At 44.1% G+C, this 25,593-nt stretch carries 23 protein-coding genes and 1 riboswitch; of the genes, 13 read left to right on the top strand and 10 right to left on the bottom strand.

Annotation, left to right across the window (positions count from 1 at the left end; all coding sequences use genetic code 11):
• Positions 1-41 precede the first annotated feature (41 nt).
• The 3 genes from J4N42_RS08545 to J4N42_RS08535 all read right to left on the bottom strand — a co-directional run bounded on the left by J4N42_RS08545 (position 42) and on the right by J4N42_RS08535 (position 3,484).
• A complete protein-coding gene (locus tag J4N42_RS08545) occupies positions 42-263 on the bottom strand; it encodes a hypothetical protein (RefSeq protein ID WP_252027457.1) in 222 nt (73 codons plus the stop codon).
• Between the two features lie 243 nt (positions 264-506).
• Positions 507-2,810: a glycoside hydrolase family 18 protein gene (locus tag J4N42_RS08540; RefSeq protein WP_252027456.1), complete on the bottom strand. Its 2,304-nt coding sequence runs from the start codon at positions 2,808-2,810 to the stop codon at positions 507-509.
• A 72-nt stretch (positions 2,811-2,882) separates the two neighbouring features.
• Positions 2,883-2,966, bottom strand: a riboswitch (cyclic di-GMP riboswitch).
• A gap of 227 nt (positions 2,967-3,193) precedes the next feature.
• Positions 3,194-3,484 carry a hypothetical protein gene (locus J4N42_RS08535; RefSeq protein WP_252027455.1) on the bottom strand — a complete coding sequence of 97 codons (291 nt, stop codon included), beginning with the start codon at positions 3,482-3,484 and terminating at the stop codon, positions 3,194-3,196.
• Positions 3,485-3,794: 310 nt separating this feature from the next.
• On the opposite strand from J4N42_RS08535, the gene J4N42_RS08530 reads away from it, so the two are divergent.
• Complete coding sequence (locus J4N42_RS08530) at positions 3,795-4,157, top strand: PilZ domain-containing protein (protein WP_252027454.1); 363 nt, start codon at positions 3,795-3,797, stop codon at positions 4,155-4,157.
• Positions 4,158-4,211: 54 nt separating this feature from the next.
• Here the strand turns inward: J4N42_RS08530 and J4N42_RS08525 are convergent, their stop codons facing one another.
• From J4N42_RS08525 to J4N42_RS08495, 7 genes are all read right to left on the bottom strand, one after another.
• Positions 4,212-4,733, bottom strand: coding sequence for a DUF2058 domain-containing protein (locus J4N42_RS08525; RefSeq protein ID WP_252027453.1), 522 nt, complete (start codon positions 4,731-4,733; stop codon positions 4,212-4,214).
• 68 nt (positions 4,734-4,801) lie between these two features.
• Positions 4,802-6,982, bottom strand: a complete 2,181-nt coding sequence (locus tag J4N42_RS08520) for a sensor histidine kinase (RefSeq protein ID WP_252027452.1) — start codon at positions 6,980-6,982, stop codon at positions 4,802-4,804.
• A 37-nt stretch (positions 6,983-7,019) separates the two neighbouring features.
• Complete coding sequence (locus tag J4N42_RS08515) at positions 7,020-9,230, bottom strand: GGDEF/EAL domain-containing response regulator (RefSeq protein WP_252027451.1); 2,211 nt, start codon at positions 9,228-9,230, stop codon at positions 7,020-7,022.
• A 226-nt stretch (positions 9,231-9,456) separates the two neighbouring features.
• The gene (locus J4N42_RS08510; RefSeq protein ID WP_252027450.1) at positions 9,457-9,609 is read right to left on the bottom strand and encodes a hypothetical protein; all 153 of its coding nucleotides are present in this window, start codon (positions 9,607-9,609) and stop codon (positions 9,457-9,459) included.
• A 114-nt stretch (positions 9,610-9,723) separates the two neighbouring features.
• A complete protein-coding gene (locus J4N42_RS08505; RefSeq protein ID WP_252027449.1) occupies positions 9,724-10,446 on the bottom strand; it encodes an alpha/beta fold hydrolase in 723 nt (240 codons plus the stop codon).
• A gap of 54 nt (positions 10,447-10,500) precedes the next feature.
• The gene (locus J4N42_RS08500) at positions 10,501-12,885 is read right to left on the bottom strand and encodes an ATP-binding protein (RefSeq protein ID WP_252027448.1); all 2,385 of its coding nucleotides are present in this window, start codon (positions 12,883-12,885) and stop codon (positions 10,501-10,503) included.
• Entirely contained in the window at positions 12,872-13,945 is a 1,074-nt protein-coding gene (locus J4N42_RS08495) for a cytochrome-c peroxidase (RefSeq protein WP_252027447.1), read from the bottom strand. The genes J4N42_RS08500 and J4N42_RS08495 overlap by 14 nt, the downstream gene beginning before the upstream one ends.
• A 231-nt stretch (positions 13,946-14,176) precedes the next feature.
• On the opposite strand from J4N42_RS08495, the gene J4N42_RS08490 reads away from it, so the two are divergent.
• From J4N42_RS08490 to J4N42_RS08435, 12 genes are all read left to right on the top strand, one after another.
• On the top strand, positions 14,177-14,425 hold the full coding sequence (locus J4N42_RS08490; protein ID WP_252027446.1) for a DUF3297 family protein: 249 nt from the start codon (positions 14,177-14,179) through the stop codon (positions 14,423-14,425).
• A gap of 219 nt (positions 14,426-14,644) precedes the next feature.
• Positions 14,645-14,995: a putative quinol monooxygenase gene (locus J4N42_RS08485; protein ID WP_252027445.1), complete on the top strand. Its 351-nt coding sequence runs from the start codon at positions 14,645-14,647 to the stop codon at positions 14,993-14,995.
• Between the two features lie 88 nt (positions 14,996-15,083).
• Positions 15,084-15,548 (top strand): acyltransferase, encoded by a 465-nt coding sequence (locus J4N42_RS08480; protein ID WP_252027444.1) that lies wholly within the window; start codon positions 15,084-15,086, stop codon positions 15,546-15,548.
• Between the two features lie 97 nt (positions 15,549-15,645).
• Positions 15,646-15,978, top strand: a complete 333-nt coding sequence (locus tag J4N42_RS08475; protein ID WP_252027443.1) for a zinc ribbon domain-containing protein YjdM — start codon at positions 15,646-15,648, stop codon at positions 15,976-15,978.
• 568 nt (positions 15,979-16,546) lie between these two features.
• Entirely contained in the window at positions 16,547-19,231 is a 2,685-nt protein-coding gene (locus tag J4N42_RS08470) for a cellulose-binding domain-containing protein (protein ID WP_252027442.1), read from the top strand.
• Between the two features lie 433 nt (positions 19,232-19,664).
• Positions 19,665-20,498 (top strand): RepB family plasmid replication initiator protein, encoded by an 834-nt coding sequence (locus J4N42_RS08465; protein ID WP_252027441.1) that lies wholly within the window; start codon positions 19,665-19,667, stop codon positions 20,496-20,498.
• Positions 20,499-21,077: 579 nt separating this feature from the next.
• Positions 21,078-21,299, top strand: coding sequence for a Flp family type IVb pilin (locus tag J4N42_RS08460; RefSeq protein ID WP_252027440.1), 222 nt, complete (start codon positions 21,078-21,080; stop codon positions 21,297-21,299).
• A gap of 5 nt (positions 21,300-21,304) precedes the next feature.
• Positions 21,305-21,760 (top strand): A24 family peptidase, encoded by a 456-nt coding sequence (locus tag J4N42_RS08455; protein WP_353505323.1) that lies wholly within the window; start codon positions 21,305-21,307, stop codon positions 21,758-21,760.
• On the top strand, positions 21,757-22,563 hold the full coding sequence (cpaB, locus tag J4N42_RS08450; RefSeq protein WP_252027439.1) for a Flp pilus assembly protein CpaB: 807 nt from the start codon (positions 21,757-21,759) through the stop codon (positions 22,561-22,563). Before J4N42_RS08455 ends, cpaB begins: the two co-directional genes overlap by 4 nt.
• A 4-nt stretch (positions 22,564-22,567) precedes the next feature.
• Complete coding sequence (locus J4N42_RS08445) at positions 22,568-23,884, top strand: type II and III secretion system protein family protein (RefSeq protein WP_252027438.1); 1,317 nt, start codon at positions 22,568-22,570, stop codon at positions 23,882-23,884.
• Complete coding sequence (locus J4N42_RS08440; protein WP_252027437.1) at positions 23,877-24,377, top strand: hypothetical protein; 501 nt, start codon at positions 23,877-23,879, stop codon at positions 24,375-24,377. The genes J4N42_RS08445 and J4N42_RS08440 overlap by 8 nt, the downstream gene beginning before the upstream one ends.
• A 1-nt stretch (position 24,378) precedes the next feature.
• Positions 24,379-25,593, top strand: a complete 1,215-nt coding sequence (locus tag J4N42_RS08435; protein WP_252027436.1) for a CpaE/TadZ family protein — start codon at positions 24,379-24,381, stop codon at positions 25,591-25,593.

The raw sequence follows: 25,593 nt of genomic DNA, 5'->3' as shown, positions 1-25,593 counted from the left end.
TGACTCAGTCATGGCCTTTTTTATGTCTTCAATTCGTTTGGTTATTTCTGGCCCCAAACATCACTTACCCATCCACCCGCATGTTCGTCAAAGTGGCTCCCATTGAATCGGTGGTTTCTTTCGGCGTGTTCTTCGCAGTTTGGTTTCTCGTCAAGGAGGTGCTGAATGTAGTTGGCCATTGGGTCATTGGACATCTGCCGTTCTCTTCGAGTCGCGACTTCTCTAATTAGTTGTAATCGATATGATGCGCTAGCTCTTTTCATGTTCAATGACCTCCTAGTTAAGATACTTAATAGAAAAATTTAGGATCCAGATCACAAAGCGTCAAATGGATTTCGGGACTAATTTGGGCTGTTTTTTACCAAACAAATCGATGCGAAATAAAAAGGCTTTAAGCTTCAATCGTTAACGATTTTTTTAAGCGAAAAGTTTTCTCAAAAATAATCGAAATGGATAGAAAAAAGCCGCCTTATAGGCGGCTTAGTGAGGCATTATATTTCTAGAGATTACTTATCTAGGAATTTTAGGAACTGCTCAGAGAACTGCCAAGACTCGGTTTGGAATGGTACTCCGTCTTTAGAGCTGGAACAGGTTGCTGAGGCCCATTCATCCATGCATGAGTGATCTCGGTTGATAGACCAGAAAGAAAGGTATTTCAGGTTCTTTTCTTTAGACCATGTCGCTAGGCGCTCTGCTTGCTCAAGAGAAATAGAATCAACGCGTTGATCGTTCAGGCCTTGCATTGGGATCATGCCAAGTTTTTGGTACAACTCTTCATCGCTAAGCTCAGGGTAAAGCGGTGCCATTAAGGTTTTCAAGTATTCCACGGTCAGAATAGAAAGCTCTGCGGTGTCATCGACATAGTTCTCATGATACCAAGGGCCGAAACTCATGGTCATTGGGTTTACACTGTCGATCTCTAAGCCAGCTTCTACTGCAGGTACTACAACTTCATTGAATCCGCGTACGATGTCTGGCGCAGCAGCGAGGGTAAAGCTCACTTTTAACTGAGGATATTCAGCTTGCAAGCGAACCAGTGCGCCAATCATGCGCTCCATTGCTTCAGCATCGTTCTCACGTCCCATCTCAACGTCGAAGTCTAGGTGATAAACCTGATAGGTATCGATGACTTTCTTGTATTCCGCGTAGAGTAGATCTTCGCTACTACATGCTTGTGACAAGTAACGACCGTTCGCACCGCCGAATGAGATAAGTACGTCACCACCTTCGGCGCGCAAATCATCGATCTGTTTCTTACCCCATTGCTCCGAGACTTTCATCTCTGGCTGTCCACCCCATAACGCTTCACATACTTCGGGATCCCACTCACTGCCTAGAATAAACGCCAGCGTAAAGAGTTTGTTTCCAGATTGCTGAGAAAGGTCGACTAAGCTTTCCATTCCACCGTTGGTCCAATCCGCATTGATGTTGGTGTCTTTGTATGGCGCGAGAATGTTCGCATGACCACCCGAAAGTTCAGTAAACGATAGGGTAAGTGTCCCGGCTTCGCTGACAACCGCAGAAGTCGTTGTAAGCATGTATTCTTTGCCATCGACTTCAACAACGGGTGTTGAGACTGTGTAAGTTCCTGGTCTTAGCAAATCGTAACGTTGAGCATCACCCGTTGAAGTGACGTGCTGATACATATCGCCTTCACTGTGTACAAGCGTTACCGAAGTTGATTGATTATCTGGCAGTCCTTGGAGTTCTACGTAAGTCTCTAAGAAATGAGTGGAATCTACAGGTTGAGTAGACTCAGTGACCTCTGGAGACGTTTCTTGATCTTTATTTGCTACGAATTGGTAATCCGCCTGACCGTCCATTAGCAACTGGTGAAGCGTATTGTTGAGTCGGTAGCCTTCAAGGTTTGCCTGGTATCGCGTTGCATCGGTAAGGCTAGTGACTGCGGTTTGCTGACCATACAGGGCTTGATAGAAGCTTTGGTCGCCTGTATCTAGCTCTGTCATTGTTAGCGTAGTGCTTTCCACGATATCGCTGGTAGGTAAAGTGACACTAAAGCTTGCAGGGTATATTGCCTCACCATAACCCCAAGTTAACTGGGCTTCGTTGCCTTCTTCAGTTAGGGTTTGATCTTGGCTTGCAGGATCTGCTGGGTATGCGCCAACTGGGTTCACATCGAGAGTGTAGTCACCATAAGTTAACGAATCGAGCGTCGTAGAAGTTTGCCAGTCGAGCGATACTGATTGCTGGTAGCCATTAGGGCCAGATAGTGTGGCAGTTGCTTGCTGGTTTGCAACGTCACTACCCGGGGCCGCTGGGGCGGTGAGTGTAATCACGCCGTCGCCCGTTTCAACGCCATCTAAATAGACTTTCACATCAGAAATGGTCTCTGGTGTAGCGTTCATGCCTAAGCCAAATTGTAGCGAGATCGCACTCCCCACAGGAAGCATACTGTTGATCCAGCTTTCATCTGCGTACGTTGTTGTTACTTGGATTAAGAACTGGCCATCATCAGTTTGCGTGGAGCTAACCGCGATGTTACTTGGGTAGCTTATCCCTGCAAAATTTCCCCATACCGATGTAACGTCGAGTGGTGATACGAACGTCATTACCATGCCGTCGATATCAACTTCTTGCGCAAGAGTATTGGTCATCTTGATCGACATATTTGACCAAGTCGCCGACGCACTATCGACGATGACTTCAGTTTGAACGGGTGCAGGTTGAGGTGCCTGCGTTTTCGCCTGTTGGATAACAATAAGCTCATTGGAATGAACCATGGCAGGGAAATAGGCGCCGGTAAGCGCCAGTGCGGTACTCACCGCAAGTAAACATGTTTGCTTTTTCATTGTTTTTACCTTCGTTTATAAGAAAACGAGCAGTAAGTGCAACAATATTTGGTTAACGATAAACCAGATATTTGTGGTAGCTCCGCTACCTTAGACTGAGTCCTTAGGCCGGAAGCTTTGCGTCCTTGTCTTTCGAAAAGTTTGCCGTTGACACAAACAACCCACACGTATCTTTGTATAGTTTTTGTCGATTTTAAAATTTACAAACTTGATAGTGTGAATATCATTCAAGAATTCAATCTATTGATAATTTGTTCAATATATCAACATGTTACATCGTGAATACCGATGGGTTTTGGTATTTATTATCGATATGTTTCAAGGGGAGGTTAGCCCAAAACGCGGGCAAATAATATCAGCAAGATTGATACATTTAGGGAAGGTTATTCAGTGGAAGATGCCAGTGCCTCTACAGCAGATTCTATGTACCATTTCTTGTATTCATTATCGCACCATCGTTTGTTCAACCGGCGTTTATTGAACTCCGCACCAATGGCTACTTTGGTTTGTGTTGTTGGGCGTTTGTAGTACAAAGTTTCACACAATTGCATATTGGTCATGTTTTGCGGATAGGCAGTGACTGGGCTACCTCGCATGCCCAGTTGGCTTGCTTGTTGATTGGAACAACCGGAGAGCAAGATAGCACCAAGGGCGAGAAGACCGATACGAAACATATTTACCTACTTAAGTGATTGTCTTTACTTTGGTTTAGTCCTGTCAGTGTGTTGTGGCCACTGATGGCAAGAGCGTTGAACCACCATAGCAATTGTGGTGTAAGTTGGTCAAAACTAATCGAAAAAAACACAGCTGAGCTGGCGTTAAAGGTAAATGTATCCCGTGCTGAGGAGCGAAATGATAGTCACAGCTTTTGTTGCTAGTGGTATCTATTTGTTTCGCGATTAACTAAACTTAGGGGATGCCCTAATTAAAGTTCAATGAGTTTGGGCCGAAGTAGAAGTATCAAAGGATTGAGGTTGTTAATACATGAGTGAAGCATCATTTGCCCAGAAGCGCCAATATTATCGCTTAAAGTACCCTAAGCGCGCTCGACCTGTGGTGCGAGTTCAGGGTGACTTATACCATGTGAGTGAAGTTTCCGAAAAAGGTATACGTGTTGTTGTTAATCAGTCGTCATCTTTTCATCAAGGGTTCCAATTGAGAGGAATACTGGATTTACACGATGAAAGCCAGGTACAAATTGAAGGGGCGATATTGCGTTTAGACAACAATGAAATCATTGTGCAATTGACTCGAGGTCCGAGCTTCAAAGATATGGTTCAAGAGCAACGGCATATCCGCAACAAGTATCCGACTTACTTCGCTAAGCTGCGCGAATACGCTGCATAGAAAAACCGCCGAATAGGCGGTTTTTTTGATTTTTGTGTTTGGCTGAATTTACGTTTACCACATTAAGTCGTCAGGAACGACGAAATCTGCATACGGGTCGTCTTCTGGTGCGATCTCTTCTTCAGTCGTTTTGGTTTCGATGATGGTTTCGTCATCACGCATTGCAATTTTCTTTGCAACGGAGCCTGGGATAACGACATAAGACTCACCATAACGTGCAATCGCTAAAATACCTTTTGCCAGCTGGTCTTGTATCAAAGATTCTACGTAGATCGATTTTACGAATTTGCCGTCTGTGAAGTTGTATTTGATATCACCGTCTTTCAGATCGATTTTGTTCATGTCGATAAGCTGTTTCACTTGAGCACGAATCTCTTTCGACAGCTTTTCTTGGTTACGCTGTTCGTTCAGCGCTTTATCGCGTTCTTGTTGAGCTTGCTTATTCGCTTCAACGGCTGCTTTCGCTTCGCGAGCTTGGACGCGAGATTTCTTAGAACCTTTTTTTGCCTTTTTCAGCTTCTTTTCGTTCACTAAGCCTGCTTTTAGCATTTGCTCTTGTAGAGTTAGTTTTGCCATGGTCGATCCAATTCAGTCATTTGCGCGACATTTTAGCGCCTCGCTACACGCAAAGAAAGGGTACGTCTTCAAGAATCTGGAGCGTTCAGAGGCAATTCAATGCTAAAGGTGGTGCCTTCTCCCAATGTGCTTGATGCCTTAATGTCGCCACCTAGCAATCCAGTGACAATATTATAAGCAATGTTGAGCCCTAGACCCGAGCCGCCTTGACCAAGCCGTGTGGTGAAAAATGGGTCAAATATCTTGGACAAGTGCTTCTGCTCAATGCCGCATCCGTTATCCGTCACCTTGATACAAGCAGTGTTAGCGTTGGTTAGTGTACATCGAATAGTGACGAGTTTTTGTGACGTGTCCTGTTCGGAAAATGCATGGGCGACCGCGTTACTGAGTAAATTCATGAGCACTTGTGTTAATGGCCCTGGGTAGCTATCCATAGAGATGGCACCTTCAAATGCTTCTTCGAGTTCTATTTGATGGCGCGTCAGGTTTGGCGTCATGGTGACTCTTAATTCATGGAGAATTTCAGGTAAGTCGAATTGTCTGCGCTGGTAACTGGATTGGTCTACCGCCACTTGTTTGAAGCTGGTGATGAGCTCTGCTGCCCGATGGAGGTTGCGTTCAATGCTGTCTGCGGATTCGGAGCTCTGTTCAATGTATTGGTCTAAAACGGAGCGCTTCAGACCTTGTTCTAATTCAGCGACAAACTCTTTGTTGATGTCTTTGATCGTGGTGGAAACCATGAGCGCATTACCGATAGGTGTATTTAGCTCGTGGGCAACCCCCGCTACTAAAGAGCCGAGCCCTGCGAGCTTTTCAGATCGCACGAGTTCATCTTGGGTGGCTTTCAGTTGTGCTAGGGCTTTTTCTAGCTCTTGTGTTCTTTCGGCGACTCTCTGTTCAAGTTCTTGGTTGTGTTTGTTGATGGTTTCTAGATGTTCACGGCGTGCTATCTCTGTATTAGCCGCGCTTTCGAACCAGTAACGCCATTTGTCAGGAATGGATGGTACGCGGATAGGATCGCGCTTTGGTAGTTCCTCGACAAACTTTGCCAATTGCAGTGCTGGTTGGCTAAAGCTCCAGTGTTGGTAAAGCACAACAAACAGTAGCAATAGGGCGAATACGCCCCCCAATATCAAATAGGGCAAAATAGCGCCTAGGATATGCGATCGAATTTGCGACATGGGCAGCTCAACCACTAGGTTCCATGGGGTGTTATCCAACGAATAACTGAGCCAATAGCCATTTGCACTACTTTGTAACTCCCCTTGAGGCACAGTGTGAGTCTCTCCTGCGGGGACAAAACTGAACACTTGTTCGTGCGTGACTGCTTCGGTTTTTGATTTAAGCGCGCCTTCGCTGTCACCCACAACAAGCCCTTGGTTGTCTACCAGTACCAAGCGGCCAATATGACCATGTGCTTTGGACAATATTTTATCGAGCACTTTTAACGTGATATCAGTACCTACCGCACCGATAAACGTGTCTTGGTTGTAAATTGGGGCGAGTAAGGACACCATCATTCCTTTACCACCCGCATCCATATAGGGCGTGGTCCACACTTTGTTTCTACGAGTGTTAGCTTGTGGGTTAACCAAGTCGAGAGGGAAAGTGCCGCCGGCTTCATAAATCACGTTTATGGCTTCATCAATGGTGCTTGTGCCTGTTGCCGTCAGAATGACATCATGCCCCAGCCAAGGGTATACCTGCGTCATAGCTTGATCTGCATCGTAGTAATAGCTCCATTGGAATTCTGGGTAGAGCTGATGCGTAACGTTAACCGCTGGCATCATAGAAAGCAGCGCGAGCTGATCCAGTGATAGGTCGCGTGCATTAGAGCGGATGAATAGCTGCCCAAGGATGTTTTTCAGCTTGTCTGGAAGGTTTTGCCATGGCGCGCCATGAGGTGAGTTAGCCGCCTGACTATTGATATAGTCTAGTGTTTGTTTAGCCTGTATAAGCTCAGGCGTCCCCCTAGCGGTTTCTACCGCTGAGCGCATGTTATCTACATGAGTAAGCGAGACAGATACAGTTTGATTGAGCGACAGCAAGGTTTGTAGTGCACGATGCGTTTCTTCGTTAATGGCCTGAGATTTTAGTTGCTTACTCAAATAAGCAGCGTTACCCAAAGTCAGCATGACAATTAGCATCAAACCACCATAGATGATCAATCGGTATCGCCTGATCAGTGCATTGGCGGAAATGTGTGAACCTTGCTCTGAAGAATTATTGGGCTGAGAATTACTGTCCATGGGGGATCCTTAATTCAAATAAACTGCGCTATCAGCTTTATTCCTGGTTTTCGATAAGTCGCAACAAATCCGGGAATTCGAGCGCTTTTGCAAACAGCCAACCTTGTCCTTCTTCACAGCCAAATTGCTGTAGTTTTTGTTTTTGTAGTTCGGTTTCTATTCCTTCGGCAGTGATGTCCATACCGAGTGTTTGGCCGAGATTCACGATCATCTTAGCGATACTGTCGTCGTCTTCCATCGCGTTGACAAAGGTTCGGTCTATTTTGAGCCTGGTAGCGGGCAGCCGGTGCAGCACACTTAACGACGAGAATCCGGTGCCGAAGTCATCGATTGCCACTTTGCAACCCAGCGCTCGTACTTGAGCGAGAATGTCGCACATGAACTCAAGGTCGTTGGCCGCCATGGTTTCGGTTACTTCGATTTCTATTTGCTGGGGCGAGAGCTGATACCGGTTTAGTGTCTCTTTAAGCAGTGCAATAAAGTTTGCTTCTTCTAGTTGGGCTGGGGAGATATTAATAGCCATTGATAGTGTGGCATGCCCACGCTGTTTTAACTCCGCCAAATGCTGGCACGCTTGTTCAAGTACAGTAGAGCCGATAACTACCATTAGCCCTGATTGCTCTGCCAGCGGAATGAACATGTCTGGTGGCACAAGCGAACCATGTTTGTTCTTCCAACGTAGTAGCGCTTCGATTCCGGTAAGCGTTCCTGTTTCTAACTGGTATTTGGGTTGATACATGAGAAACAGCGCATTGTTAGCCACGCTCTCGCGTAGTTCGGCAAGCATTTGAATGCGATCTCGAGCCGATTGACCAATACTGGTTGAAAATGTAACCGCTGCACCACGGTGGTGGTGCTTAGCCTGCTTAAGAGCGAGTTGGGCATCTTTGTATAGGCTGGATAGCTCAGTTTCACAATGGTCGACTTTAACTAAACCTACACTTGCCATGGCGTTGAATGGCTGTTCGCCAACGACAAAGGGTTGCTCAAAGGTGGCTAAAATGGCTGATGAATGGACCTCGCTGGGTGGGCCGACGATGGCGAATACATCGCTACCAACTCGAGCAATAAAACAGCGTGGGAAGTGCTCAATTAAGCGGGTACATATTGCCTTGAGTAGGGCATCCCCAAACTGGTGCCCAAAGCTGTCGTTCACAGCCGCAAACTCATCGACATCGACCAACGCGAGGGTGGAATGTTGTTTTTCACAGTCGTTAGAATCAGTCAGGAACTGGAGCAGGCTATTGAGGTTTGCGACTTTGAGTAATGGGTCAACATAGGCTTGTTGTTCGAGCCTACCATAGAGCATGACATTATCGAAACCGACACTTAGGTTGGCACAAAACACTTCCAGCAGGTGCTTATCGATGGCTTCTAGTGGACGCTCGATTTCGACATAGGCAGCTATGCCACGCCCTTGTGCCGTCGAAAAGTAAAGGGTGATGTGTGGCTCGAATAAGTTTTCTTTGTTCACTAGACAACGTTGTAAGCAATCGCGAACGGTTTTAGAGGCTAACTCTGTGAGCGGGCACTGAACCAGATCGCAATACTTACCTGCCGCCGCGATGATTTGAGCGTTATGTTCTTCATTAGCGGATAACTGCTGGGCGCATATTAATCCTTCGGGCTCAATTTGGAACAAAGCACTAATCTGTTTAACAGCCCCTTCGGCAAATAGCCGTAGCCCATGGATGTTGGCCAGTTCGGTACTGGCATTGACGACTTTTTCTAATCCTTGCCGCAACAGTTGTTGATTTTGGATCTGGCGGTAGGCCCGAATCGCACTGGTTAAAATGGTGAATAAACGAATACGGGTGAGTTCGGACTTAGTACGATAGTCGTTGATGTCGTATTGCTGGATGGTGTCCATCTCTGGCGCATATCCGGGCTGTCCGGTGCGCAGAATAATACGAACAGCGAAGAGGTGTAGCTGAGTGCGAATTTTTTCGACCAAATCGAGCCCTGCGGTGTCGGTTTCCATTACGACATCAAGCAGGATCACCGCGATATTGGGTTCTTGAGTTAGCTTTTGCTCGGCTTCGTGTGCAGAGTATGCATGGATGAGCTCTAGCGGCCTATCTTCCACAATGAGTTCCCTCACTGCGAGCTTTGTCGCTTGGTGAACATCTTTATCGTCATCCACTACCAACACTTTCCAAGTAGGGCGTTTGAGTTTGGGTAAATCAGACTCAGAAGTATCTTCAATGATACTCATTAGTTCTTCTGGGTCATTCGAATTATCGGCCATTCCTGCTCCTGCTTCTCCAAGCCTCTTGCTGTCGCATAAGCTCATATAGAGCGCGCTTGCATGAGTATTTGGCTAAGGGCCTAGGCTTATTAATTTATATAAAACTCAGTATAGAAGTGAAATGAGTGAGTTGCGAAAGCAGAGATAGAGTGAAGGCTAAAAGGGGGGATATGTTAGGAATGAAAAAAGCAGCCGTAGTGGCTGCTTTTATGAGATTAGATTGAGCTTATGCTTTCTTCAAATCTTGAGCTGGGTAAGTTAGCGTCATTTCGCCCGCTTTTACATGAACGTAAAAGCCGCCAGCGCTTAGGCCAGTCACGACCATTTCACCTAGGTCGATACCTTTGGTTGCGACCACTACATCTTCAATTGAAAACATTTCAATACCTATAGAAACAAGTTGAGTAGACATTTGTCTGCGGCGGTATTGAAACAAAGGTTGAGGGAATCGACTAATCAGGTTTTCAATCGTTAAGACAAAATATCGTTATGATTAAACAAACCGCCGTTGATGGTGAGCAAACCAATCACTCATTAGGTTAGCCACGGTTGCGGGGGCTTCTAAAGTGGTTAGGTGGCCACAGTTTGGTATGACATGCAATGAGACATCACTTAAATGCTTAATGATCTCTAGGTGATGGTTCAAAGGGCAAAGCAGATCTTGTTTGCCAGTAACGACGATAGTGGGCACTTGAACGTTTTCTAACAGTGGAATGGCGTTAGGGCGAGTAGCTAAGGCTCGAGCGTGAGCTTTAAAGGCTTCTAAGCCGACTTCGTTGGCCATCTCTTCTAAGCGAGATACAAGTGCTTCATCGGTTGCTCTGGTTGGGTGAACCAGCATGGGAAGTAATACATCACGGGTGATTCGGTTGAATTGACCCGCTTCGGCTTTACGCACAATAGCATCGCGTTTGTCTGAGATATCTTCGGTTTCATCGGTGGCAATGGTGTCGAGTAATACTAAACCTAGCACGCGTTCAGGCGCTTGCTTGAACACTTCGAAACACAGAATACCGCCCATAGATAACCCTCCAAGCACGAACTTTGGCGGGAGAGTCTCGAGCACATGTTTGGCTAATTGCTGCATAGAGTTAAGCGCAGGTAACTCGATGCAATTCGGTTCGACCCAATTAGGTAATAAGTCGTTTACATTGCGGTATAGGTCATGGGTACAGAGTAAGCCGGGTAACCAAATTAAAGGGACAGTATTGCTCATCTTAGTACCTCGCTATTTGCTTGTTTTACCGATGAAAACTCTTTAAATAGTAGCCTATGTGCCGGCTTTCCCTTCATTTTGTTCAAGTGTAAGCGCTTCAATTAGGCGATGTGCATGATGAATATTTACCTCCATTCGGTTGATGAGTTTTTGAAGTGTTTCGGCATCTGGCAACTGTGATTGAGTTAGCGTGGCTTCTGAGCTTTCCGCGAGCCTTAGCATTTTGACCATGCCGAAGTGAATCGCGAGTTGTTTGGCTGAGCTTAGCGCTTCTCTAAGTACACCACGCTCTGAACTCGCATAGGCATTGATGAGTTGCTCGACACTGTTTTCTAAATCGAGTTGCAGCGCGACAAGCAGCCCTAGTTTTGTCTCTGCACATAAATGAGGGTCTTGAAGTCGAGTGCTACGCGACAATTCTTCTTCGGTCATTGGCAGTTGAGTGACAGGGTAGCGGACTAACGGGATAACGTTGTTTTGCTGTGTGGTAAGTGGGTGGTCAAAGTTGTCGTCGTAAATGTCAGCGTGGAACTGCTCCATTGCTTGCTCAAGACTGGCGCGTTGTAAAGGTTTGGTCAGCACAAAATTGGCGCCTGCTTCAATAAGGTCGTCGTGCGCTTCTTTAAATACATCCGCAGTATAAGCAAAGATGACTGTGCTGAGCTTGAGTTCCTGACGGATCCGCTGAATGGTTTCCGTTCCGCCAAGGTTAGGCATGTGGTTATCCATAATCACAAGATTAAAACGTTGGTTCTTCAAGTGCTCCAATGCTTCTAACCCATCGGCAGCAAGCTCTATTTCATGGCCGTAATAATTGAGAAAACGCTGAGCAACAATAGCGTTCACGCGATTATCTTCGACCAGCAGGATCTTAATTTTCGTATCGCTGTGAGAATGACTAGAAGGAGTGGTGACTTGAGCTTCATTTGTCTCAATAACGGTTTTGGAAGCCAGTGGTAGGAACAAGTTAAACTGAGTTCCCGCGCCCAGTTGACTACTTACACTAATGGTTCCTCCCATTAGTTCGACAATGTTTTTAACAATGGAGAGTCCTAGCCCTGTTCCGCCGAATTTTCGGGTGGTTGACAGCTCTGCTTGTTCGAAAGGCACGAATATCCCATCAAGTTTGTCTTCGGCGATACCAATGCCGGTGTCTGTAACTTGAACTTGCAAGCCCGAGCGAGGTGAATTGTTTCCATTTGAAGCTATTGCGCCAAGCTCGACATGTTGAATCTCTACCCCAACGCTGCCCTCGTTGGTGAACTTAATAGCGTTACCTACTAGGTTAAACAGTACTTGGCGCAATCTGGCGGAATCTCCCGTGTACTGAAGGCTGTTGTTAACCCGGTTATCGATATGCAGATCAATATTTTTGTCTTTGGCAAGAGGGCGCAATGCTTGGTCGAGTGGTTGAGTAAGCTCATCAATAGAAAAGAGCTTGGACTCCAACTCCATTTTGCCTTGTTCAACTTTAGAGAAATCAAGAATGTCGTTGAGAAGGGTGACAAGGTGCTGACCGGAGTCGATGATGACCTTGGCTTGCTCTTGGATCAAAGGGTCTTTGGCATCTTCTTGAATGATTTGTGCAACCCCAAGTACACCATTCATCGGGGTTCTTAGTTCGTGACTCATGGTCGCGAGGAAAAGTGACTTCGCTTGGTTGGCTTTTTCAGTGCGCTCAATAGCGTGTTGATAGGCTAAGTTGTTTCGGTTTAGTTCTCTCACCCTAGCAATGTAGATATACAGGACCAGCGAAGATATGAGGAATCCTAACGCGACGAGCAGCTGAATGACTCGGTCTTTGACTTTGGCTGCAATGTCGACCAACTGATGCTCTGATTGCTCGACAAACTCAATGCTGTCGGGCGCAAGGAGTACATTAAACAATTGTTGTTTCTGCGCTTCAACTTCTTTAAAAGTTCTGAGTGTAGAAGCAAATTCATTCGACATGTTTTTCTCTTCAGCCAGCGGGTCTAGGCTGTTGATGAGCACTGTTCTCGCGGTTGAAGCTCGATTACTAGAAATGTTGAGATGCTCTGATACTGTATTGAGCAGGGCGTCTTTGACGATCAATATTCCAATGACATTATCAAGTGCTTCGGTCACTTTAGTGAGTGATTGGTTGAATTCTCTGAACTGCTGGTGGATCTCATTTCGATAGAGGTTGAAGGTGTTGTTGTTATCGTAAGCCGATAAGATAGCTTGGGCTTTTTTCTCGGTTTCAACTAACACGGAAGTTAAGTAATACGGATCGGATTGCGGGCTAAGAGCGTGCTGAGTAACGGCATCCCTGATACTGATGACATCGTGACCAATGTTTTGTATCAAGGAATGATAATCAAGTAAGCGGCTGTACTCTTTGTATAGAATGACAACCGAGCTCAACAACAACGCGGCAATTAGGGTCACTACTGCGAAAAGCACTTTAATATGGGTCATTGCTAAACTCCTCTAAAATGGCAGGTCGCTCTCCCGACAATGAAGACAAGAATGCACTAATATCGCTGACGGTGTTGTCGGCTAATGTGACGCCTAATTGGCTTCTACCCATAATTCGAATCGCTTCTTCTAAAGATTGAGTATTTCCGTCGTGGAAGTAAGGCGGTGTATCAACGACGTTGCGTAGGCTGGCAACTCGAAATAGAAACATGTCTTCTGGACGGGAAGTGATGAGGTAGCGGCCAGTATCGATTGATCGCTCTTCGCCTTTGGTGTCTTCACCGAAGAAACCAAATCTCATGACCATACCACCACCAACATTGGTGCCACGATGGCATCGAATACAACCTTGTGCTTGAAAGGCTTCCCAGCCACGAAGCTGTTGCTGGGTCAGGGCTTGGGCATCGCCTTTTAAATATTGGTCGAAAGCCGAATTTGGAGTGACTAGAGCTGACATGAACTCAACCAGCGCCGACTTAATGGATTGCTCTGAAATCTCTAAGCGCAGCTGCGAGAACAGCGTGGAATAGCGTGGAGACTCAGAAACATATTTCTCTATCGCTCGCCAATTGGAATTCATCTCTAAACTATTGTGAATTGGGCCGTCTATTTGCTCATGTAGATTGTTAACACGACCGTCCCAGAAAAAGCGATAGTTTAAAGCGGCGTTAAACACGGTGAGCGAGTTCCTAGTGCCAGTACCTCTTACACCTGTTGATGTCGCATGGGGCTCAGCACCATTGGTAGTTAAACTGTGGCAAGTTTCGCAGCTTACTCGATTATTGGAAGATAGCTTCGGATCTTTGAAGAGTATCCAGCCTAACTTTGCCAATGGTTTATCGATTTCAATACTATCGGGAATTGGTGAGATGACTTCTCTCGTGGGTTCGATGTTCAGATCATGTGCATGATTGTGATGCGTCGATTCGCCATGATGGTCGGCGTGTTCAGGTATTTCATGTGTATGATCTTTACCGGGAAGCAGCGTGAGTGCGACTGATACACAAATTGCAATGCCACTCATCGCACTGATAGTAATAAGCCAACCTTTTTTATTCATATCCATTTCCCATTGTTATGAGGAAACCCTGAGCCAAACGTATTATTCTATATTTAATGTAAATATAGTTGCATATTGGCCGCTTTGTGAGGAATTTGTGTGTCATTTGAACAAAGCTGGGTGAGGCAAATTAAGTAGCCATGACAGTGATATTTTGATGATGAGTGCTTCTTGTCGCTGGATGGACGATTGACTACAATGCGGGCTCTCTATTTAGATTGGATCTCTAACATGACCGATACAAACGCAAAACCGGCTTTGCCAGATCATTTATCAGGTAACTCTCGTAGCCCTCACTTTGTTGCTGAGTGCTTTGAGCATCAAATTGGCATTCGCCTAAACGGCAAAGAGCGTACTGACGTAGAAGAATACTGCATCAGTGAAGGGTGGGTGAAAATTCCATCTCCTAAAGCGAAAGACCGCTACGGTAATCCGATGCTGATTAAGCTAAAAGGTGAAGTGGAAGCCTACTACAAGTAAGCGAAGCAAATCCTACAATACGCGGTGAAAGCATGCCGCGTATTGCTATTATATATCCTTCTACAGCCCTCAATTTCCCTACAATCCTATCAATAAGCCGGATTATTTTGACTAGCCGTCGTTTATAGGCATCAGAGTCTCAACTTTTTGTTATTTCCCATGCTTTTCTGTTTGATTCGATTAACATCGACCTGTATCAACCAATGGAAAGGAAACCTTATGACAAGTCGAGTTTACGTATTGGCACAGTTCAAGCCTAAATCAGGTAAGGAAGCAGAACTGTTTGAAGTATTGAAGGCGCTAGAGCCAGATTCATACCGTGAAGAGGGCTGCATTCAATATACTCTGACACGTCAAATTGATCACCCAAGTGCCACTCGTACTGAATATCCAATTGTATTCAACGAAATTTGGCAGGATGCAGAATCTTGGTCAGCACATGGCCGTCGTAAACAAATCCAACACTTTTTTGAAACCCAGGTGCAAGCCGAAACTGGATTGGTGGAAGATGCCATCGTGACTGCTTATACCGATGAAGGGCATGATTACGACGCGCCAATTTTTGAATAACGCTCGATTCGTAGCGTATAGAGAAGTAACGCAAACGCGCTGCTGGTGGCAAACGTCACGGTGGCGTGTTTTTATTTGAGGAGCAGATATGCCACAACCCAGAATTTTAAAAGCGAAAGTTGTCGACGTTGAATGTGGGGATGGCGTCACTATCATTGAGCCGTCTAATGTCTATGGCTGCACGTTGGAAGATGATGTTTTTATCGGTCCGTTTGTCGAGATCCAAAAGCATACGACCATAGGCGCAAGGACGAAAGTACAGTCTCATGCATTTATCTGTGAATGCGTGACGATTGGGCAAGATTGCTTTATTGGTCATGGTGTCATGTTCGCCAATGATCTTTTCAAAGGTGGTAAGCCAAACCCGAACCCAGAGAGTTGGGGAAGAACCCAGATTGCGGACAGTGTGACTATTGGATCAAACGCGACGATTTTGGCGGTGAAAATTTGCGCCCATACGGTGATTGGGGCGGGCAGTGTTGTAACGAAAGACATTACTGAACCTGGTATCTACGCAGGCAATCCTGCAAGGAAACTCAGGCCGTTACCTTAACGATCTCACGTATATCATTGTAACTCGTAATTTTGCTCGCCTATGCCTAGAAGAGCGACTACCATAGCCATAACGTTATTGAATTAGAAAGAGAATTATGTCGTTTCCACCTTGCCCAAACTGCCAATCTGAATACGTATACCAAGATCAAAGTCACCTTGTTTGCCCTGAGTGTGCTTACGAGTGGAATCCATCTGAGCCCGACGAAGACCAAGTGATTGTAAAAGATGCAAATGGGGCGGTTTTGGTTGAAGGGGACAAAGTAACTCTTATTAAAGACCTGAAAGTGACAGGTACATCTATTCGATTAAAGATTGGTACTAAAGCTGTTATCAAACGAATCAACGATGGCAAGGACCATCAGCTTGATTGTAAACTGGACGGTGCTGGAGACATGCTAGTTACCGCTAAATACGTTAAGAAAGCGTAGCCATACAAAAGTCTATAAGCTTGAATGTGCTCCGCCATAGCAGAAACGATAGATGAGGCTTTGTTAACAAGTTTGCAACAGAGCTAGCAAAGCCTCTAAATCGATGTGCCCGCGCCGCTATTTTGGTGTCCTTCCTTAATTTGAAGTCGAAATATCGTGTTTTAACCGACGCAGAATGGCAACTTTCTTCCCATTTTCAGTTAGAACACTTCCTATTCTCATCCGCATTGTCTGAATTATTTTACTGCTCTAACTTTTTGTTTTAAAAGAGTTTGTGATGCTGGTTCAGATATTGGCTCGAAACTAAATCGAATCTACCTCGCACCATTTTTCTCTTCAATGTGCAAGTTAATGCTTACGTTATTTTAACTCGATAACTAACTGGGCAAAATTCTCCCAAATTTGCGTGATATTTGCCGCATATCGATATGATTGACGATGATTTGTTAAAATTATGTATCGATTGCTGCTAACTTATTTTTAGATGATTATTTATAAATTCAAAAGCATCTAATTTTTATCAACACGTGAAACAAGACTAGAAAATTGATAACTAGAAGGGAAATTTATGTTTAGGATGAACAAGATAGCAGTGTCTTTAGCATGCATAGTGTTAAGTGGCCATTTGTTTGCTGCTGAACCTTATGATTCAACCAAAACCTACTCCGGTGGCGAACAGGTCACTATCGATGGTAATACGTATGAAGCCAAGTGGTGGGTTAACGCAGGCCAAAGCCCTACAGATAACTACGCGAACGAATGGGACTCACCTTGGAAGTTAGTGAGTGGTACTACGCCAGATCCAACACCAGACCCAGACCCAACACCGGACCCAGACCCAACGCCGGACCCAGATCCAACGCCGGACCCAGACCCAACACCGGACCCAGACCCAACGCCGGACCCAGATCCAACGCCGGACCCAGATCCAACGCCGGACCCAGACCCAACACCAGGCCCAGATCCTACGCCGGGAGTGGGTGTATGTGCTGAGTTCAATGTCTATCCAAACTGGACTCAAGGTGACCATGCAACGGGCGGCGACATCATGGTCAACGACGATGTGGCTTATAAAGCGAATTGGTGGACATCTTCAGTCCCAGGTAGCGATAGTAGTTGGGGCCACCACCTAGACTGTAACAGCACCCCTTCAGGTGGCGGTACTGCACTGACATTGCCAAACCCAATGGATCCAGTCCGACTAGAAGTCAGCGGTTGGCCAAGTAACTTTGTGGTCGCGGGCCCTACAAGTTTAGACGCACCATCGACTACCACGGTGAATGCAGCAAATAGCCAAGACCTTTCTGATATCACAAAACTGACTGATGCGTTTGTGGCGTTGATTCAAGCAGCTGACGCTGCAGGTACTTCCTCAATCATTATTAGCAGCGACGTACTCGACGTAGCCACGGCCGATAAAGGCGCAGCTATCGGCACGGTTGCCGTTCAGCAAGCGTTGACCGCAGCAGTAGATGCGACTGGTACACATAGTAAGATCGATGTGAACGCGATCAGTAGCCTTACCGATGATGTTAAAGGTTGGGCACAAGCGCATAACTTAGTTATCTCGGCTATTGCTCCACAGGCAACATTTGGTTGGACACTAAGTATTGGTGATTTCGCCTACGATACTCATTCAGGTAAACGAGCGGTATGGAACGCAGCCTCTGGTGCATCTTCGGATCTGTTGTCTTCGTTTGAGCTGTATAAAGCGGATTCTACGAACAAAGCAGACTTTGTTTCCTTTACTAAATCCGCCGCAACGACTGCACTAACTAGTGAGCAATGGCACAACGCATTAGAGTATGTAAAACAAGTGTCGGATTACATCAAAACTCCGGCGTTACTGTCTTCAATCCCAACTTCGCAAGCTGCGAGCTACTTCTTGGGTAATACATCTGGCGACCGTCATATTCGCAAAGCGGCGCACAGCAATATCTTCGCGATTTTGTTCGACACTGACAGTGCTGATCTTAATGCCAAGATCGCTCGTTACGAAACGGAAACAGTACCTCTTTACTACGTAGGTGAAAGTGTACAGAACGGGCCTCTGACTCGAATTGCTTCATTGAATGCTGAGCTAGCAAGCGCAGAAAATGCGATGAACAATCAGGCGTTCCTATATGAAGTTGCTCAAGCGCAATGGGCGCCATCAACCGTGTACAAATGGGCCGATTTCCTAGCGGGTCTAAACTCAATGCACAACGTTGGCGTAGCAGGGAATACGTTCTGGTTACTTGATGATTCAGTTGATGATGCAACCAACGCCATTTATGCAAAAGTCGCTATCGCTGCTTTCTTGTCGCAAAGTATGCAAGAAACGATTCGCTACAATGCGTGTGACGAGAATAACTGGTCTGAAGTTCGTTACGGCGCGCCGGTTAACTACCCAATGACTGCGAGCTGTGGCCAGTTAGGACAGAAGTACGCCGACTACGGTATGGATCCAAATACAGGTATCGACCACCCGTACTCTTGTCCTCGCGATCCTAAGATGGAAGTGACAGCATTAACCAATGCTAAGTGGTATGGCGCTCCAGCTCCTATTTTTGCTGCACCAGATACGGTTCTTGCAGAGCAAGGCTTACTGGTTAATGGCAATGTAGGCCGCTGGACTAACGATGGCCACTGTATGGAAGTACCAACAAGCGTAGATACGTCTAAGCAAGTTTGGGAACGTGGCGAGTGTAAAGTCTATGAAGGTCAGAAAGCAGGTAAGTTTATCTGGGATGGCAGCGATACTAACGGCACAGTAGAAGGCTGTGGCTGGTGGGGTCGTGGTGTTATCCAAACCACAGGTCGCCAAAACTTCGGTACACTTAACCACTTCATGGGCCGTTCACATGTTGACCCAGATACAATTGGTACAACGGTTAATGGCACTGTTGTAGAAGCGCCTCCAGCAAACCCACTGTATGCTGATCTCGACTTCTGTTCTAACCCTGGCTTGATTTGTAGTTCAGAAGAGAACCGAGAGATTAAGTGGATTGCAGGCTTATTCTACTGGGTGTCTTCGGTCCAGACATACAATGATGAAGGTGGTCCTTACGCAAGCTGGAACTACCATACTGAGCTGAAGAAGTATGTTGATGGCGGCCTCCAAGGCACAGAGTTCATCGACGCAATCTCAGGCATCGTTAACCGCGGTTGTCCAGATAGCCATTGTCCGATCAGTGGTGAAGTTCACGCAGTTAAAGAACGCCAAGACAACTTCAAACTGGTTCTACAAACTCTAGGTTTGAACCCACAGTAAAGATTAGTGAAGTAATACGTATACAGTAATTTGACGTGCGAAAGGCTCCCAATGGTTGGGAGCCTTTTTTATACCTGCCTTTTGTAAGTACTACTTCAATCGTTCTCTTCGGTTTGCGTTTAACATCAGCAAACCAAGCTAACGCCGCACCGTTTTTGATCAGTATGTTCTTTATTTATGACTAAAGAACCTGTGTTGTATCTGGGCATCTTCCAAGGTGCGTTATATACAAGTTTGTAGCGTAATTACTCGGGGGAGGCTAAAGCAGTAGCTGCTGCTTGATTCAGTTTGAGCTTCAATTTCATCAGAAGCATCACTCGAGATCGAAGCGTTGCGAGAGTGATGAAAATGTAATTTTTCGGAAAACCACTAATTACTTTTTCTGGTATGACCTCCATAATTACGTCGATTTTAATTGAGAGGCCGATGAAATATGATTCATAGCAGAATGTTACTTAGTCCTGAAGATGCAATTGCAATTCAACAGCATGTACGCTCTAAACTCTTAATTGAAGCCAGTTTTTCGATGAGCCCAAGAATGGCTGATGTTGTAGCGATTTTGCTTACCAAAGTTCATTATCTATTTAGTAACGGCCAACTATCTACATCTGAATTTACTTCTCAACTAGTCGTAGAAAGCTTTGAGTTAGAGCATTTTCTTGCTGATAGAGGGCGTCGTCATATAAGTAATATTATTGCCGAGCCAGTTAATAGGTTGAAAGAGGCCACCTTCGGCATTGAAGAAACAAAAGGCCAGTATGTATTTCATAAGTTTTTCGATCATGTTGAATATGTAGACAACCAACTCATCGCATCTTTCAGTGCTATGTTCGCATGTATGCTAGAAGTTGACTTTAAATATGAATCGACCTGTAAGATTGATAACAAAGAATACTTATCTCTTACTGATATGCACACTAAGAGAACTTATGAGTTGCTATGTTATTTGTCCGAGAGCTCAAAGGACAAATTGTTCCCAATAGAAAAGCTTCAATTTATGTACGGAGTGTTTGGAGAAGATGGCAAGATAGAAAAACCAACATATCAGGTCCCTAGAACATTTATTCGAAGAATCATAGAAAGTTCAATAAAGTCCATATCAAAAAATGCGAAACTAATGAAGGCTTTTAACTTTGAAAGAAGTGAAGTGGGTACGCTTGGATATGAGGTTTATAGGGATTTAAGTGGAAATGTATATATTAAATTTCTATTTGATAGTCAAAGAAACAACAATAATAAAGAAACCTTAACTCAATTAGCTGCATAAAAATGGCCGACTTATTAGTCGGCCATTTTTATTTTATAATTATCCAAATTAAACCAACTTGAACTGCTAATACTGCCCCGAATTCGATACCACTTCCAACTGACATCACTTGAAGCCAAGGAATGGTGATAGCAACTATATTCTTCATGGATTCTCCTTTCCATAACTAACCTGAGATATAAACCTACCTTAAGACCCATAATTAAGGTCTGATTAATGTGTGATTTTATTGTTACTCATATATTTGATCGTATTTTTACCTTGTTATAGCTTCTCTTTAATGGTTTTTTGGCTGACTTTTTATAATGATTTTGTGATTTTATTGTCGATAATGATTCGGCAGTGGTAATTATTGGGTTTTATTTGGTATGAATTTGGTTTTTCTTGAATTTAATTGTGTGCTTTGTTTGTGTATTTCTGTTAAGTTGTTGATATTAATGACTTTGTTCTGGTTTCTGCTTGTTTTTATTATATTTTCATTATTTGATTTTCTCTGACTTTGTTAGATGGAAATTATAGATAATGTCCTTGTTGAACGAAGTTCACGAAATTAAACTTTAACAAAGACGGTAAATTATAATGTTCTCAAAAATTAAAGAAAAAGCACTTAATGCATATGTTTCATTCGTAAATGATGAGAGTGGTGTAACCGCTATCGAATATGCAATTATCGGTGTGGCAATCACGGCGATTGTTTCGACGGTTTTCTACGGACCAAATGGCTTGGAAGGTGCTCTTGAAGGCGCACTGAGCAAAATTGTGGATAGCATTAATGGTGCAGGCAACTCCGGTGGTGCTTAATAATCTTGTATATAGAGATTTTTTGGTGGACAGTATTGTCCACCATATCGCTATGGGTGTGCTATACGGATGTAGTACATAGAAAAATATCAAATAGGCAATCAGTAATAGTATTTGTTCTTTGTCTTATAATGATGATTTATAGTGAGAGCTATTCAAATTATCTACATTCGATAATTGTTTTACTAATGGGAATATTACTTTTTACATTCGGTTTTTGGGGGGCGGGTGATGCAAAATTACTTAGTGCTTTTTCATTGGCTATTAAACCGGATCTTATTCCTGTTGTATTATCGATCATAACTTTTTTGGGATTAGTGTTAATTTTGTCTCAATATATTTTTGATAAATTTGATAGCAATAATCGTTGTTTTTCAACAAATTATGGTGTGCCTTATGGGATCGCCATATCAATAGGCGCGAATTTTGGTGTCGTATTAACTATTTTGAGTGGAAAATGAAATCAAGAATTTCAATAGTGATTTCCGTAATGGTGATAGGGATTGGTTTATACGGTGTGTCACAAAATATATCAACAAATACCCAGCAAGCTGACAGTACTGTGGTTGCTGAGCGTGAAGAAGTCTTCACATTTTATGAGTTACTAGAGCCGGTTTCTCAAGGAGAAGCCTTGGAATATAGTGACTTTAAAATCGTCACCCTTAAGCAAACTGAGGCTAATGAAAAAGGTTTTAGTGAAAGTGAAAAAATAAAACTCGCGCCAGGCTCTGTCTCTAGAAAAACACTGAAATCAGGTGTTTTGGTGAGGCAAACCGATATCAGTAACCCCGATGATGAAGACTATGTTCGTATTGCGGTTAAAACGGGTTCTATTCCTTACCCACTGGAGGTGGCAAATAGCGCAGTACAAGGCGGAGTAATCTCGGTGGGAAGCTTCGTCGACGTGTTAGCTATGTCAACAGAAAGTGGTCCAGGCCCTCTTGCGGGCGGTAATCATAGCAGTAATGCGCTAAAAACAGCCTCGATTTCCGATGTTTTAAGAAACATAAAAGTATTAAAAGTAGAAAAAGGTACTAACGAAGTAGAAAACAGAAGTAAAAGTTCTGAATCAAAATCCGTTGTAGTTCTTGAATTAACAAAGCAACAAGCGACAGAAATTGCCCTAGCAGAAGTCATATCTCACTTATTTATTCAAGCATCTTCCCCGTATGGTGACGAGGTCATCTATGCAGATTCAGGGGATGTTGTTAAAAACTTTAAGGCGATAAAGGAATACAGAGCCGCTAGAACAGAGGTGAACTAGCCGTATGAAAAAGTATATCTTACTCATTGTATTGTCATTATTTCCATTTATAAGTGTGGCAAAAAATATCGTAATCTCTGAAGGGCAATCAGAGCAATTTATTACCAGCCAGGATATAGGCTCTGTATTTATTTCTGATCCAGAAGTGGCCGATTATCAAGTCATAGATAATAAGAAGGTGGTTGTTTATGGTAAAAAAATTGGCGCTTCATCGTTTATGATTTTTAACGATGCCGGCCAAACCATTCGTAGTAGTAAGATCACAGTCAATAAGAATATGGCATCACTAGAGTCGTTGGTTAAAGCCATTTATCCAGATGCCAACGTGAAGATCTCCAGTATCGGTGAACTGGTTGTCTTGACGGGTTCTGTTTACAGTGAGCAAGAAAAAGATGGCATTTATGCCATGGTTGGTGAGTCGCTAGCCAAAGAGCTCAGCGTAGAAGAGTTTACGTTAATGGGCGAGGATATTGATCATAAGGCTCAATTTATGGAATCACGCTCCTACGCCAATGTCATCAATAACATTGAAGTTCTAGTAACAAAACAGGTTAACGTTAAGCTATCGATTGCAGAGGTTTCTCAATCATTTTTAGAGCAAATTGGTGCGGATTACAGTACTCCCGACCAGATTGCTGGCGTGTTTGTTAATCCGCTACTGGATATTAGTGCATCTAATATTGTTAGCGTGATTACCGCGATTGGTGATGAAAGTATTGGCCAAGTTTTGGCAGAGCCTAATTTATCTGTCGTGTCGGGCGAAAGTGCCAGCTTCTTAGTTGGTGGCGAGTTGCCTGTGGTAACCACAGTCGATGGTTCAAGTAACGTTGAGTACAAAGAGTTTGGTGTTCGCTTAGACTTACTCGCAAAAGTAAAGCAAGACGACAAAATCTCTCTCGCCTTGATGCCGGAAGTGAGTTCATTAGATGTTCAATATTCTAACGAAGAGTATGACTTGCCTTCACTTAAAACCCGCAAAGCGAGAACAACAGTAGAATTAGCCGATGGTGAAAGTTTCATTCTAGGTGGGTTACTTAATACCGAAAACCGAGAAAGCCTAAGCAAGATCCCGCTGATCGGTGACATTCCAATCATCGGCAGCCTGTTTAGAAATAGCAGTACGGAACGAAACAAAACTGAGCTGATTATTGTTGCAACCGTTAATTTAGTAAAACCTGTTGCCACAGCAGACATTCAGTTACCAAAGATCAAAGAAACCACCACGCTGGAACGATTCTTCGGAGTTGAAAATGATTACCTCCAGGCAAAAGACCAATGGCTTGAAGAGTTACTTTCTACTGGGGGATTTAAAGATGAGTAAGATAACCAAATACCTTTTCTTAGTGCTGTTAGTCAGTGGTTGTTCTCAAGTCGAAGACTCTCGAAATGGCAGTGTTATAGATGTCTACCCAGTGACTTATTCACAGCGCTTTGAGGTAGTGGAATCAAAAGAAAAAATCGAGGCTTTTGTTGAACGATACCACAGTTCAATCAATGAACATGGCTTGACAATTACCCACCACATTTCGTTAGAGGAAAGTCGACTAAATTCGATAAAGCAGCAGCTTTTAGGACTAGGTTTAACCAACAAAGCGATCTTTACCAGTTCATCTAATGACAAGGTTAATGCTGGTGATATTACGTTATCAACAACAGCTTATAAGGTAGTTGCCGAACTGTGCGAATACAGTCAGTTTGGCGAATATCAGTCAGAACTTGGTTGCAGTTCAGAAGGGTTGCGCTGGAAGTCGATGGTCAACCCTCAACGGATGCTTAACGGCGAAGAGCCTCTATCACCAAGTGTGGAGAATTAACATGTTTGACATATTTAAAAATGATATAGAAACGTTTGAACAAGAAGCAAACGACAATATACATGTATTTTATACGTCAAAATCGTGCAGTGATTCTATCGTAAAAGCATTTCGCTTTAATGGAAAGGAATCACCCGAGGCGGAAGAGTTTGGCATTAAAACTATTCGTCAGTCGTTGATCGACAAAGAATGTTCTTTGATCATCCTGGAACTCACTGAGGCGGTTGACTACGTTGCGGAATTAGAGGATGTGCGTCATTTTTTGCCTAGCCGTGTACCAGCACTCGTTATTGGTAAGGTTGACTCATTACGCTTGGTAGAAAAACTGAACAGAATGGGGTTCTATTACTTACTTTGGCCTAATCAAGAAGAACACATTGTAAAGCTTGTAGACAGCATCACATCAGAGCGCCCAGTAGGCCAAGTTCTTAACGCAGAAAGATTAGCTACAAGAATTCACATATTGCCGAGTAAGGGGGGAGTCGGGGCAACACTTATTGCGTCGTTGCTCGCTCAGGAGTTGTCGAGCAATAGAAAGATCCCAAGTTTAATTGTCGACCACTCAATACAAGGTAGCAACCTAGACATAATGCTGGGGCTAAAGAACTTTACTCGAACATCTATGCCTCAAGAAGAGCAGCAAGAATTCGATTTGTCTTATGCCATGAGTATGACAACTAGAGTCAATTCGTCTTGCTCGATTCTTTCATTAGAAAATGAGCATACTAACTACGAAGAGTATCAAGGCTCCATCGGAAACTTGGTGTCTATATTGGACAAGGGTTTCAACTTCGTTATTGAGGATCATTCTTCATCAATTCTTAGTGACTCTTTGCTTGATAGGATGTCGAACAGTACAGATATTTTGATACTTGTTGTCGAACCGACAGTATCCAGTTTGAGGATGGCGAAGAAACAATTAAAAACCGTACTTTCGCCTGAATCGGGGTTACGCGTTATTCCCGTCGTCAATTATGTTCGACCGCAAAAAAGTGCAACTGTTGATGTGAGTGAGGTTAGCCAGCACCTTGGCGTAAACGCTGAAATCATACTGCCATTTGATCAAGGGATTGCTCAACAGATTATTGATGGGGTCGAAGTCCATAAACTAAAAAATACTTTTGGCAAAAAGTTTGATGATTTTGTTTCACTCCTTCTAGGAGAGCAACGCCTCCACCAGAACAGTTTTCTAACCAAGCTACTAAGAAGGAAGTGA

This window comes from Vibrio sp. SCSIO 43135, assembly GCF_023716665.1.
GTDB classification, from domain to species: domain Bacteria; phylum Pseudomonadota; class Gammaproteobacteria; order Enterobacterales; family Vibrionaceae; genus Vibrio; species Vibrio paucivorans.
The sequence above is the reverse complement of the archived record's forward strand: the minus strand, read 5'-3'. Positions and strand labels throughout refer to the sequence as shown.